This window comes from Micromonospora cabrerizensis (assembly GCF_022230955.1).
Lineage (GTDB): Bacteria > Actinomycetota > Actinomycetes > Mycobacteriales > Micromonosporaceae > Micromonospora > Micromonospora cabrerizensis.
Map to the genome: position 1 here is coordinate 143,397 of NZ_JAKKFI010000051.1, position 11,913 is coordinate 155,309.

Below are 11,913 nucleotides of genomic sequence, written 5' to 3' on the forward strand. Positions count from 1 at the left end.
GACATGCGTCCTGCGGGGCCGGATCACGTCGGTGGGCCAACCTGGGACATCGCGGTCCCGACGCGGCCGAGTCGGCTGGCCGGCACCACCATGGCGGGCTTCAGTGACCGTGCCAACAGCCTGGTCGACGTCGAGGTGGTCCCGCATCCGGGCGTCATGATGGTCTTCGACCTCGGCGACCGGCCCCTGGTCATCGATGACGGCAACGGGCAGCAACAACGGGGCCGTGCCGTCGCCGGGCTTGCGCCCAACCGGGTCCGTGGGCAGGGCCAACCGGGCAGCTTCACGTGCCTTCAGGTGCGGTTGTCGCCCACGCTCGCGCGCCCGGTCCTGGGTGCTGCCGCCGAGCTGACCGGCACGGTGCTCGACCTTGACGACCTGTGGGGCAGCGACGCGACGCGGCTCCAGGAGAGGCTGCGCGCCGCCACGTCGTGGGAGGACCGGTTCACGATCGTGGAGGTCGCGTTGGCCCGGCGTCACGACGCGGGCCGCGCCGTCGATCCCGAGGTCGCCTTCTGCTGGGCGCGGTTGGTGGACACGCGCGGGCAGGTGCGGGTCGAACGGCTGGCCGCCGAGATCGGATGGAGCCGCAAACGGTTGTGGTCCCGGTTCCGGTCGCAGATCGGCGTCAACCCCAAGCGTGCCGCCCAACTCATCCGTTTCGATCATGCGGCCCACCGTCTTGCCGCTGGTCACGCCGCCGCCGTGGTGGCGGTGGACAGCGGCTATGCGGACCAGTCCCACCTGCACCGCGACGTCCGGACCTTCACCGGGCTGACGCCTGCGACGGTGGCGAGGGCCCCGTTCCTCGCCGTCGACGGGGTTGCGTGGTCTGCCCGCCCCTGACGGGACGATCGAGGGCGATCCGTGGCTGGCGACCCGGGAACAATCGTCCAATCCACCGACGAGCACCAACTGCGACAGTGGGCGCACACCGTCGTCGCAGGTCGGAGGACAGATGAGAAGCAAGGCTCCGCTCGGCACCCGCATCCTCAGGGACAGTCAGGACTGGGAGGCACTGAGCGACGACCAGGTGATCCTCGCGCGCGAGAAGACCAATCGGGCGGCAACGTCGCGTGCCGCCTGGATCGTCACCGGCCGGCCCGACCGCCGCGCACAGATCACGGAGACCACGATCGACCTTCCGGGTCGCCGCCTGATGCTGCGCGTACACCGGCCGAAGGCCGCCGGCCCGACACTGCCGTTGATCGTGTCCTTTCATGGCGGAGGCTTCATCGCGGGGACGGCAGCCCAGAACGACTGGCTCAACAGCCACCTCGCCGCCCGCTGCCCGGCGGTGGTCGTGTCGGTGGAGTATCGACTCGCCCCGGAGCACCCGCTGCCCCAGCCGATCGAGGACGGCTACGACACCCTCGTGCGGCTCGTCGCCGACGCCGCCGGTTGGCGTGTCGATCCCGACGCCGTCGCGGTCATGGGCGAGAGTGCCGGCGGTACGATCGCCGCGCTCATCGCCCTACGCGCCGGCAAGGACGGCCCACCGCTGCGTGCCCAGGTGCTGAACTATCCCGTCACGGACTGGACCGAGACCATGAGCGGGTACGCGTCGGTCGACCAGAATGCCGACAACCCCACACTGCCGATGTCCCGGATGCGGGCGGCCCGGAGGCTGAGCGTCCCACCGCGCCTCGACGCTCGCGGCGTGTCGCCCCTGACGTACGACAGTCTCGCCGGCCTGCCGCCGGCCCTCGTCGTCACGGCCGCGCTGGATCCGCTGGCCGACCACGGACGGCGCTACGCCGAACGGCTCCGCGAGGACGGCAGCGATGCTCAACTGACCTGCTACCCGAGGGCCACGCACAGCTTTCTGAGTATTCCCGGTCTGGTGCCGGCGGCCCGGCCGGCGCGACGTGAAATCCTCACCTTTCTGCGTGGTCATCTGCACCGGGGCCCGCGATGACAACCAGGCCTTCGGCATCCGCTCGGCGTCGTGCGGCTCGCCGGCGAGCCGCACGCAGCCTCACCGCGACACGTACGCGGACAACCGGTCGGCGAGCTGCTCCGGGTGGCTGAACGACACCGCGTGGCAACCGTCGATCTCATCGGGGGTGACGCCGAGCCGGTCGGCGGCCACCCGGCGCTGGAAGGCCACCGGAAAGAAATGGTCCTCCCGAGCGATGAGCACCCTCGTCGGCACGTCCGGCCAGGCATCCAGGGGCCACGGCTCGTCGCCTTCCGCGCTGACCTGGTCCCGGTTGTGCGCCGCAGCCTGTGCGACCAGCTCGGCCGGCACCCCGTTGTAGAACTGCTCCTCCTCGCTGAGCCCTTCCGCGCCGCGGTAACCGGTGTTGCCCCACCAGTCCCCGGGCTTCTCACCGGGCTCGGGGATCATCGGTGTGAGCAGGACGATCAGCCGTACCGGCAGCCGGTCGGTGATCAGCGGCGCGGTGAACGCACCATAGGAGTGGCCGACCACCACCAGATCGCGCCGGTCGCCGATCGCGCTGACGACCGTGTCGCAGAACTCGGCGAACCCGGCCGACCTGTCCTCGATCGGCAGCTCCGGCACCACCACGTCGTGGCCGCGGCTGGTCAGCTCGGGGGCCACCAGATGCCAGTCCCAGGAGCTGCCCCCGCCGCCGTGGATCAGAACGAACGTCGCCATGACCCCAAGCCTCGCACCCGGGTACGACATACGCGTTGGCAAGCGATGGAGCCGCCCAGCGGCGACAATGGCAAGAGTGGCGCCCGCCTTCGTCCTGCACGATCACCGCAAACCGCGGCCGCACTTCGACCTGCGGCTCGAGGAGGACGGTGTGCTGCGCTCCTGGGCAGTGCCTCGCGGCCTGCCGGACACTCCCCGCGACAACCGGCTCGCCATCGCCGTGCCCGACCACGACCTCGACCACCTCACCTATGAGGACGCCGACAAGTCGATCGCCGACATCGGCACCTGGGAGGAGCACGACCGCACCGACCGTCGGATGCTGTTCACCTTGCACGGCCGCACCGGCCGCCGCCGGTACGCGTTGATTCGCACCGGCGAGGCCTGGTTGCTCCACCTGACGAAGGAGCAACCCTCGGACGATCTCGGATAGAGGCCTCCGACGGCCCTGCGGCCACGTGGGTCAGCGGGCCGGTGCCCCTTGTCGGGTCACCGCATCGCCCCGGCGAGGTCGGCGGCCGTGTCGAAAGCGGACGCTGCCCGTTCGGTCTGGTCCGCGGTGAGCACGACACGATCGACGCGGGCCAGCATCTCCGTGGCGGTGTCCTGGTCGTTCAGCACCATCGCCAGCTCGGCGCGGTAGACCAGAACCTCCACCTGTGCGACCGGGTCGTCGTCGGCCTGGGGTCGGGCCAGTGCGCTGTCGAGGATTCGGACGGCCTGCGGGACGTCGCCCTTGGAGTCGCCCTGCACGACGGCGTTCGCCAGGGCTTTGGCGAGCCGCCCGACGGGCATCGTCGCCGGGGCGGGTGTCGTGGTGGCGTTCTGGACGACGCGGATCCAGTTGCCACCCGGGTCGATGACGCTGAACCCGCCCAGACCGTCGTAGTTCTTCCGCGCCCGGGGCCGGGTCATCCGTGGCATCCCGGACACCAGCACCCTGCCGTACGTGGCCCGCATACCCGCGGCGAACGCCCCGTGCAGTTCGCCGACGTCCGAGGTGAGGACGAGGCAGGAGCCGTAGGACTGTTCCGGGTCGAACCCGGCCATCTCGAAGAAGTGCAGGTGCAGGTCCTCGCGTCGCAACGCCACGTACGGGTTGGGCTTCCGTTGGTGGTGCGTGGTCTGGAACCCGAGAGCCGTGTAGAAGGTGACGATGTCGTCGATGGACGCGCAGGGCAGCAGGGGAACGGTCACCTCGTTGGTCATGGCTCATTCCTAGGCGTAGCGGGTGCCCTGTCGCACATGGAAATGGCCGATCGTCGCCCTCGGCAGCCCGATCGGCCGATGCGGCCAGCATGTGCTGCGTTCTGGCGCCTTCGGCGATCGACACTCCGACAGAAGCCCCGTCAACGCATAATCAGGGCGTGCGGTCCAGGAGCGACAAGCCTCGTCTGGTGCGTCAACCGGGTCGGTTGATCTCCTTCAGCGACGGTGTCTTCGCCATCGCCGTGACGCTTCTCGTCCTGGAGATCCAACCGCCACATGACTTCGGCCATCTCCTGCGGGGTCTCGGCGCGCTGTGGCCGTCGTACCTGGCATACGCGCTGAGTTTCCTGCTCATCGGGCAGGTGTGGGTCAACCACCACGTCATGTTCGACCGTGTCCTGCACGTCGACCGGGAGGTCCTGTTCCTCAACACCGTGCTGTTGATGGTCATCGCCTTCCTGCCGTTCTCGACGTCGCTGCTCGCCGACGCGTTGCGTGCCGAGCAGGGGCTGCGCGTCGCGGTGGTCGTCTACGGCGCGACACTCTGGACGGCGGCGGCCCTGTTCAACATCATCTGGGCCCACCTCCGCCGCGCCAGACTGCTGGACCCCGACCTCGGCCCCTTCGGCATCCGGGCCATCGGCCGTCGATTCGCACTCGCGTTGGTCTGGATCGGCTCCGGCATCCTCGTCGGCGCGTTCGTGCCGATCGCGGGCGTCGTCATCATCGCCAGCTTCCTGCCCGCCTACTACCTCCCCATCCGCGGCGAGTACGGCGAGGACGCGGCTGGATAGCCCCAGGTTCCCGACGCCAGGCCGTACGCGGACCGAAGGGCCCGCCGCGGGCCGCGCGGGTCGGCGGCGGGCTAGCCTGCTCTCGTGGTGGGAGCCGAGCTGGATGAGTTGATCGTCGCGGACGGTGACGCGTTGCGTGCGTGGTTGTCGACCAACCACGCCACGTCGGTGGGGGTCTGGCTCGCACTGACCAGGAAGGGCGGTACGGTCACCACGCTGACCTGGCAGCAGGCGGTTGACGAGGCGCTGTGCTTCGGCTGGATCGACGGGCAGGCCCGTAAGCGGGACCAGGAGAGCTCCTGGATCCGGTTCACCCCGCGCCGGCCCCGCAGTTCGTGGTCACAGCGCAACGTCGCCAACGTGGCCCGGCTGGAGGCGCTGGGACGGATGCTGCCCTCGGGCCGTGTCGCGGTGGAGGCCGCCAAGGCGGACGGGCGGTGGGCGGCCGCCTACGCCCCACCCTCGGAGGCCGAGGTACCGGCCGACCTCCTCGCCGCGATCGCCGCCGACCCCGCTGCCCAGGCCATGCTGGACGTTCTCACCAAGGCCAACCGGTTCGCTCTCATCCATCGGGTCAACGGCGTCAAGCGGGCTGAGACGCGCGAGCGGAAGATCCGTGAGTCTGTCGCGATGCTGGCCCGCCAGGAGACGATCTACCCGCAGAGGGCCAGGCCCGCGGACCCGTCGCCATCGGCATAGCGCCGCGGCGGTGGTGCTCAGTGTGTCCAGCCGGCAGCGTGCAGAGCGTTGTGGAAGTAGCTTCCTCGGCTGAACGGCCGGATGGTCCTGTCATCGATGCGGTGCGGAAACAGGGCCAGGACGTCGGCGAGGTCCTGCTCGGCCGGTCGGGGCAGCTGGGCGATCGCCTCGTCGAGGGTCAGTCCGGTCGCCTCCACGTCGTCGGGGTGCTCCCGGAGGTACGCCGCGACGTGGTCCACCACGGCGGTGAGACGCCGGCGCAGCCGGTCGGGGTCGCGTTCGACGCCGCCGGCCCGAAGGTCGACCAGTTGCCAGGTCGGCCCGAACACCGGCGCCAAGCGGTCGCCGGCCGCGCTGAAGAATTCCAGCGCCCCGCGCCGTGAGTCGGCATCACCGAACCCGTCCTTGATCATCTGCTCGACGTCCGGATAGACGTGGGCGAAGGTGTCGTCCACCGCGATCGCCACGATTCCGGCGATCGGGTCGGGGGCGGGGGTAATTGTCGAGGGTTCGTCCACGGTGCTTTCCTCCCGTATCCGCATGGCGTGGATGCCCGTCTATGTGGAACACAGTAGGAAGTCGGGTCAACCGCCGACTCGTTCACGGCGGCCAACGCCTACTGCGACCGACTGGTGAGGCCGACGGTTGCGCCGCAGGGCACACCGGCGACGGGACGGCGCGGTTAGGGGTGGGCCGACGCCGGGCGGGTCCGTAGATTCAGCTTCGGTTGCGTTCGTGCGGCCGCGAGGGGGCTGGCCATGCTGTTGCCGTCGTTGTCCGGAGATCTGCCCGACCGTGGTGACGCTGTGCGCGTCGACGGCGACGTCATCTCGCGGGAGGCGTTGCGAGCCGCTGCGGGTGCGGTGGCCGCCGACATCGCCGGAGCCGGAGCGGTGGCGGTGCTCGCCACCCCGAGCGTGGGGACGGTCGCCGCCATCGTCGGTGGGCTGCTGTCCGGGGTGCCGGTGGTTCCGGTGCCGCCGGACACCGGCGCGGCCGAACTCGCCCACGTGCTCAGCGACTCGGGGGCCGAGCTGCTGTTGGCCGGTGAACCGGACGCGCCGGTGCTGGCGGACTGTCCGATACCGGTGGTGCCGGTCGACCCCGGTCGGCGCGGCGAGGTGCCGACGAACGGCCCTGCCCCGTCCACGACCGGCCTGATCCTCTATACCAGTGGCACCACCGGCCCGCCGAAGGGCGTGCTGTTGAGTCACGCCGCGATCCGGGCCGGTATCGACGCGGTCGCGCACGCCTGGGACTGGACCGACGAGGACGTCCTCGTGCAGGGGCTGCCGCTCTACCACGTACACGGTCTCATCCTTGGTCTGTTGGGGCCGCTGCGCGTCGGCTCACCGTTGGTGCACACGCGACGGCCCACACCGGCCCGCTACGCGGCCGCGCGCGGGTCGATTTACTTCGGGGTGCCGACGGTGTGGAGCCGGATCTGTGCCGAGCCGACGGCCGCCCGCGCGCTGTCCGCGGCCCGGCTGCTGGTCTCCGGCAGCGCGCCGCTGCCCGCGCCGGTCTTCGCCGAGCTGGAGGGGCTGACCGGGCACCGGCCCGTCGAGCGGTACGGCATGACCGAAACCCTGATAACGCTCAGTACGCGTGCCGACGGGCCCCGGCGAGTCGGGTCGGTTGGTCGTCCGGTGCGCGGGGTGCAGGCCCGGCTCGTGGACGACACGGGTGCGCCGGTGCCGGCCGACGGGCAGACCTTCGGGGCGCTGCAGATCCGTGGGAAGACGCTGTTCGACGGCTACCTCCACCTGCCCGAGAAGACCGCCGAGACGTTCACCGCCGACGGCTGGTTCCGCACGGGTGACGTGGCGACGGTCAGCGAGGCGGGAGAGTTCCGCATCGTCGGACGGGCCAGCGCCGACATCATCAAGAGCGGCGGGTATCGGATCGGTGCCGGTGAGATCGAGGACTGCCTGCTCACCCATCCCGAGGTACGCGAGGTGGCAGTGGTCGGCGCCCCGCACGACGACCTGGGCCAGGAGGTGGTGGCGTTCATCGTCGGCGAGCAGTCGCTGGCCGCCCGTACGCTGGTGACCTATGTGGAGAAGCGGCTGGCCCGGCACAAACGACCGCGTCGTGTCCACCTGGTGGAATCGTTGCCGCGTAACGCCCTCGGCAAGGTGCAAAAGACAACTTTACTGTCGCTGATGGAATCGGGGACGTTGCCGGGCGGTAACTGACACGTGGCATTTCGATGACCTGCCTGGCCGAAAGGTCGAGTTTGGCTGGGACCTTCGGTCAGCTAACCGGCTCTCATATTTTCGACCCGTGGTGACTGCTCGTAGTCTCTAGTCGAACACGGGGGGTGAGTCGTGTATTTCGATGTCCCTATCTTCAGACCGGTCTGGCTACGGTGGGACGGCTGGATCGCCAGCCGACCGAAAGTAAGGCGCCGAGCGACACCGACGTCGCGTCACCGCGGGGGAGGTGCTCGTGGAGGTACGGGTTCTGGGGCCGCTTGAGGTTCTGATCGACGACAGTCGATTGGACCTGGGCGGGCACCGTCAGCAGATCGTGTTCGCCAGCCTCGCACTGGAGGCCAACCGGGTCGTCCCGGTCGGGCGTCTGATGGAGGCCATCTACGGCGACGACCTACCCAGCACCTCCCGGGCCCAGGTGCAGATCTGCGTCTCGGCACTACGGCGCCTGTTCAACACCCACGACCACCCGGACACCATCGTCACCCGGTCCCAGGGCTATCTGCTCCGGGTCGCCGACGGGGACCTGGATCTCCACCGGTTCGTCGCTCTCGTCGAGGGCGGTCGCCGGGCCCGTGCCGGGCAGAACCTCGACGAGGCGGTGCGGCACAGTCGCGCCGCCCTCGCCCTGTGGCGTGGCCGCGCCCTCTACGGCCTGGAAAGCCGGCTGGTCCAGTCCGCAGCCAACCGCCTGGACGAACGACGGATCAACCTCCACGAGGACTGCGTCGAACTCGAACTCGAACTCGGCCGGCACCGTGATCTCATCCCCGAACTCTCCGACCTGGTCGAACAGCACCCGCTGCGCGAACGGCTGCGCGGCCAGCTGATGCTCGCCCTGTACCGGTCCGGCCGTCAGGCCGAGGCTCTCGATGTCTACCGGCAGGCCCGCCGCACCATGATCGACGAGCTGGGCCTCGAACCGAACCAGTGGCTCCAGCAACTGGAACACGCCATCCTCACCTCGGACGAGGAACTCGCCGCACCGGTCTCACCCGCGCCGGCCCCGCCATCGGCGGTCCTGCCAGCGCCGGTCTCGCCAGCGCCGCTGCTGCCCGTGCCGGTCCCGCCGGCGCTGGTCGTCGCACCGGTGGACGATCTACCTCTCGGCGCGATCACTCCGCCGGTGATCGTCGCCCACACCGAACCGGTCGTCCCGGTCACCGTGCCCTGCCTGCTCCCCACGGACATCGCCGACTTCACCGGCCGGTCCAAGCAGATCGACGTGATCGAGCAGCAGCTGTTGATGGCGGCCGAGAGCCCGACGCAGTTCGCGGTGCCGATCGTGGTGGCAGCCGGTAAACCGGGCATCGGCAAGACCACCCTCGCCGTGCACGTGGCACACCGGGCCGCAGCACGGTATCCGGATGGGCAGTTGTTCGCCGACATGCACGGCCGCAGCCCGCAGCGGGTCGGCCCGATGCAGGTGCTGGAACGCTTCCTGCGGACCCTCGGCGTCCCCGGGACCGCCATGCCGGAGGTGCTGGAGGAGCGCGCCGAACTCTACCGTGACCTGCTCTCCGACCGCCGGATGCTGATCGTGCTGGACAACGTGGCCGGTGAGAGCCAGGTGCTGCCGTTGCTGCCCGGCACCCCCCATTCGGCCGTGCTGGTCACCAGCCGCAGCCGTCTGGCCGGGCTGCCGGGCGCGATCCACCTCGACGTCGACGTCTTCGACGAGGAACACTCGCTGGAGCTCCTGGCGCACGTCGCCGGGCGGGAACGAATCGAGCAGGAGCCCGAGGCGGCCGCGCAACTGGCCTACCTGTGCGGGAACCTGCCGCTGGCGCTGCGGATCGCGGGCGCCCGGCTGTCCGCCCGGCAGCACTGGACCGTGGAGCACCTGGTCGAGCGGCTCGACAACGAGGCGCGGCGGCTGGACGAGCTGAAACACAGCGGGATGGGAATCCGGGCCAGCATCTCGCTCACCTACGACAGCCTCACCGAGGAGGCCCGTCGGCTCTTCCGTCGACTCGCTGTCCTCGACGTCCCGTCGTTCTCCGGGTGGGTCAGCGCCGCACTGCTGGACGAGCCGGTGATGGACGCCCAGGACCTGCTGGACGACCTCGCCGAGGCGCAACTGGTGGAGAGCACCAGCATGGGGCCGGGGCAGGTCCCGCAGTACCGGTTCCACGACCTGATCCGGGTCTTCGCCCGCGAACGCCTCGCCGCCGAGGAGACCGTCGCCGACCGCAACGCCGCCCTGGGCCGGGTGCTCGGCGCGCTGCTGTTCCTCGCCGAGGCCGCCCACTGCGGTCTGCACGGCGGCGCCTACTTCATCCTCAGCAGCGACGCCCCGCGCTGGCCGCTGCCGGACCGACTGACCGAGCAGCTGGTCACCCGCCCCCTGAGCTGGTTCGAACGGGAGCGGCACTCGCTGGTCGCCGGTGTGCGTCAGGCCGCGCAGGCCGGTTTCACCGATCTGTGCTGGACGCTCGCCCACACCGCGGTGACCCTCTTCGAGCCGCGCATCTACCTCAACGACTGGCGGGAGACCCACCGCATCGCGCTCGCCGCCAGCCTGGCAGTGGGTGACAGCCGTGGACAGGCCGCGATGCTCTACTCCAACGGCTCACTGTGCCTCGCCGAGCAGCGGTTCGACGAGGCGCGCCGCGACCTGGAAGCCGCCGGGACCATCTTCCGCGGCCTCGGCGACGAGCAGGGGCTGGCGCTGGTCACCCGCAACATCGCGTTCGCCGACCGGATCCGGGGCGACCTGCCGGCCGCCACCACCCGCTACGAGCACGCGCTGGCGAGCTTCCGGCGCAGCGGTGACCTGGGCGCGGCCGCCTACGTCCTGCACAGTCTGGCGCAGGTGCACACGGAGAGCGGCAATCCGCACGAGGCGCTGAGCATCCTGCCGGAGGCGCTGGCGTTGAGCCGCAGCGCCCGCAGCCGCCGGGTGGAGGCGCAGGTGCTGCACCGGATGGGTGACACCTACCTGAACACCGGGGATCCGCTGGCGGCGGCGAGCGCCTTCGCCGAGGCGCTGGCAGTGGTGCAGGACATCGGTGACCCGGTCGGTGAGGCGTACGCGCTGCACGGGATGGGCGTGGCGCACATGACGGCCGGTGATCTGGTCGCCGCGGAAACCGCGCTGCACAGCGCGCTGAGCCTGGCGAGTACGGCCGGCGAACGACTCATCGAGGCGCGGGTGTCGCTGGCTCTCGGTGAGCTCGCGCTCGAACGCGGCTACGCGACGCAGGCGGTGGTGCACCTGCACCGGGCACTGGGACTGTTCCGGGGCATCCGCGCGCCGAAGTTCGAGCAGCGGGTGCTGACCAAGCTGACCGAAGCGTACGTGGCGGCCGGCGGCCGGGACCACCCGGCGTCTGTGGCGGCCGAACCGGTGCGAGACAACGTGGTTCCGCTGGTGCGTCAACCTCGGCTGCAACGGCCGGATCGCACGGGCAGCGGTTCCTCGGTGGTGCAGAGTCTTCGTCAGGGCTGAAACTCGGGGTGCTACCGGCCGGCTCGTCAGCCGTACCGGGCTCCCGGGACGTGCGCCCGGTGGCCGTTGATCAGATGGCCCGCCGGAACCCCACGCGGTGACCATCAGCCCCAGGGCTGGCTGGGGGAAGCGGTCGTGCTCGGGGTGGGGGTGGCCGCCGGGGCCGGGGCGCCGGCGCCGTCGGCGTGTGCGGCGGTCGCTCCGAACAATCCGACCGCGATGGCGGCGGCGGCGACGGCGATGGCGACACGGGCCTTGACGGTGATCGAGACGTTGTTGCGCATGGGATGTTCCTCCAGGTGAAGGGGCTTTTCGCTCCGCCGTGTTCGGCGATGTCACCAACGTAGGAACACGCCCCATCACCGCGTTATCTGTTCACCTGCCAACCCCTATCACCGCTATCGGATAGCGGCGGATAGCCGGCGATAGAACGGCGAAGGCCATCCGATAGCCGGCCGGCGCACAGTTCTGCCCAAGGCCGGGAATCCGGCAACCAACCGTCGCCCGCTCGCACTGCGGGCCCGAGCGACGGGACTGACTGGCAGGTGACAACGACATGAGTGTTTCGGCGCAAGCTTTGGACGGTGTGTTCGGCCGCCCCGCGGCGGGCATCCGGGCGCGACTGGAACGCGCCTATGACGGCGGCTGGAAGCCGGTCGCCGACGCGGAGTCCGACCCCGACGGTCACATCGACGACTGGGCGGCAGAGCTTCTGGAGAGGGGCCCCTACCGGATCGTCTTCGACAGCGACCACTACTTCTCCGGCCTCGGCGTCAGCGCCGCCTACCCGGAGATCGCGGTCACCTTCCGCGTCCAGGACGAGTCCGACACCTGCCAGGTCCAGGTGCTCCTCACTCCCTACTCGTACTCGATGTACTTCGGCACCCGCGGATGAGTCAGGTGGCGCCCGGGCCGCAAGTC

General features: G+C 70.2%; 12 protein-coding genes. 8 read left to right on the forward strand and 4 right to left on the reverse strand.

What is annotated here, in order from left to right; all coding sequences use genetic code 11:
• Nucleotides 1-3 precede the first annotated feature (3 nt).
• Nucleotides 4-846 carry an AraC family transcriptional regulator gene (locus tag LADH09A_RS09860; RefSeq protein WP_238644578.1) on the forward strand — a complete coding sequence of 281 codons (843 nt, stop codon included), beginning with the start codon at nucleotides 4-6 and terminating at the stop codon, nucleotides 844-846.
• A gap of 112 nt (nucleotides 847-958) precedes the next feature.
• Nucleotides 959-1,918, forward strand: a complete 960-nt coding sequence (locus tag LADH09A_RS09865; protein WP_238644579.1) for an alpha/beta hydrolase — start codon at nucleotides 959-961, stop codon at nucleotides 1,916-1,918.
• 60 nt (nucleotides 1,919-1,978) lie between these two features.
• Here the strand turns inward: LADH09A_RS09865 and LADH09A_RS09870 are convergent, their stop codons facing one another.
• Nucleotides 1,979-2,623 (reverse strand): alpha/beta fold hydrolase, encoded by a 645-nt coding sequence (locus LADH09A_RS09870; RefSeq protein ID WP_238644580.1) that lies wholly within the window; start codon nucleotides 2,621-2,623, stop codon nucleotides 1,979-1,981.
• A gap of 67 nt (nucleotides 2,624-2,690) precedes the next feature.
• Between LADH09A_RS09870 and LADH09A_RS09875 the strand changes: the two genes are divergently transcribed.
• Entirely contained in the window at nucleotides 2,691-3,056 is a 366-nt protein-coding gene (locus LADH09A_RS09875) for a DNA polymerase ligase N-terminal domain-containing protein (protein WP_238644581.1), read from the forward strand.
• 56 nt (nucleotides 3,057-3,112) lie between these two features.
• Here LADH09A_RS09875 and LADH09A_RS09880 read toward each other — a convergent pair whose 3' ends face one another.
• Complete coding sequence (locus tag LADH09A_RS09880) at nucleotides 3,113-3,832, reverse strand: DUF8817 family protein (protein ID WP_238644582.1); 720 nt, start codon at nucleotides 3,830-3,832, stop codon at nucleotides 3,113-3,115.
• A 188-nt stretch (nucleotides 3,833-4,020) separates the two neighbouring features.
• On the opposite strand from LADH09A_RS09880, the gene LADH09A_RS09885 reads away from it, so the two are divergent.
• Together LADH09A_RS09885 and LADH09A_RS09890 are read left to right on the forward strand one after the other, a co-directional pair.
• Nucleotides 4,021-4,626 carry a TMEM175 family protein gene (locus LADH09A_RS09885; protein ID WP_238644583.1) on the forward strand — a complete coding sequence of 202 codons (606 nt, stop codon included), beginning with the start codon at nucleotides 4,021-4,023 and terminating at the stop codon, nucleotides 4,624-4,626.
• A gap of 84 nt (nucleotides 4,627-4,710) precedes the next feature.
• Nucleotides 4,711-5,325 (forward strand): YdeI/OmpD-associated family protein, encoded by a 615-nt coding sequence (locus LADH09A_RS09890; protein ID WP_238644584.1) that lies wholly within the window; start codon nucleotides 4,711-4,713, stop codon nucleotides 5,323-5,325.
• A gap of 17 nt (nucleotides 5,326-5,342) precedes the next feature.
• Here LADH09A_RS09890 and LADH09A_RS09895 read toward each other — a convergent pair whose 3' ends face one another.
• Nucleotides 5,343-5,843, reverse strand: a complete 501-nt coding sequence (locus LADH09A_RS09895; protein WP_238644585.1) for a hypothetical protein — start codon at nucleotides 5,841-5,843, stop codon at nucleotides 5,343-5,345.
• Nucleotides 5,844-6,083: 240 nt separating this feature from the next.
• Between LADH09A_RS09895 and LADH09A_RS09900 the strand changes: the two genes are divergently transcribed.
• The gene (locus LADH09A_RS09900; RefSeq protein WP_238644586.1) at nucleotides 6,084-7,523 is read left to right on the forward strand and encodes an AMP-binding protein; all 1,440 of its coding nucleotides are present in this window, start codon (nucleotides 6,084-6,086) and stop codon (nucleotides 7,521-7,523) included.
• Between the two features lie 253 nt (nucleotides 7,524-7,776).
• Nucleotides 7,777-10,992 (forward strand): AfsR/SARP family transcriptional regulator, encoded by a 3,216-nt coding sequence (locus LADH09A_RS09905; protein ID WP_238644587.1) that lies wholly within the window; start codon nucleotides 7,777-7,779, stop codon nucleotides 10,990-10,992.
• A 104-nt stretch (nucleotides 10,993-11,096) separates the two neighbouring features.
• Here LADH09A_RS09905 and LADH09A_RS09910 read toward each other — a convergent pair whose 3' ends face one another.
• Nucleotides 11,097-11,276 carry a hypothetical protein gene (locus LADH09A_RS09910; protein WP_238644588.1) on the reverse strand — a complete coding sequence of 60 codons (180 nt, stop codon included), beginning with the start codon at nucleotides 11,274-11,276 and terminating at the stop codon, nucleotides 11,097-11,099.
• Between the two features lie 272 nt (nucleotides 11,277-11,548).
• On the opposite strand from LADH09A_RS09910, the gene LADH09A_RS09915 reads away from it, so the two are divergent.
• Nucleotides 11,549-11,887 (forward strand): hydroxyisourate hydrolase, encoded by a 339-nt coding sequence (locus LADH09A_RS09915; protein WP_238644589.1) that lies wholly within the window; start codon nucleotides 11,549-11,551, stop codon nucleotides 11,885-11,887.
• Nucleotides 11,888-11,913: the final 26 nt, after the last annotated feature.

What these genes read in the sequence shown, in the direction of transcription:
- LADH09A_RS09860 (WP_238644578.1), top strand. Translation starts at nt 4, where the DNA reads ATGCGTCCTGCGGGGCCGGATCACGTCGGTGGGCCAACCTGGGACATC.
- LADH09A_RS09865 (WP_238644579.1), top strand. Translation starts at nt 959, where the DNA reads ATGAGAAGCAAGGCTCCGCTCGGCACCCGCATCCTCAGGGACAGTCAG.
- LADH09A_RS09870 (WP_238644580.1), bottom strand. Translation starts at nt 2,623, where the DNA reads ATGGCGACGTTCGTTCTGATCCACGGCGGCGGGGGCAGCTCCTGGGAC.
- LADH09A_RS09875 (WP_238644581.1), top strand. Translation starts at nt 2,691, where the DNA reads ATGGCAAGAGTGGCGCCCGCCTTCGTCCTGCACGATCACCGCAAACCG.
- LADH09A_RS09880 (WP_238644582.1), bottom strand. Translation starts at nt 3,832, where the DNA reads ATGACCAACGAGGTGACCGTTCCCCTGCTGCCCTGCGCGTCCATCGAC.
- LADH09A_RS09900 (WP_238644586.1), top strand. Translation starts at nt 6,084, where the DNA reads ATGCTGTTGCCGTCGTTGTCCGGAGATCTGCCCGACCGTGGTGACGCT.
- LADH09A_RS09910 (WP_238644588.1), bottom strand. Translation starts at nt 11,276, where the DNA reads ATGCGCAACAACGTCTCGATCACCGTCAAGGCCCGTGTCGCCATCGCC.
- LADH09A_RS09915 (WP_238644589.1), top strand. Translation starts at nt 11,549, where the DNA reads ATGAGTGTTTCGGCGCAAGCTTTGGACGGTGTGTTCGGCCGCCCCGCG.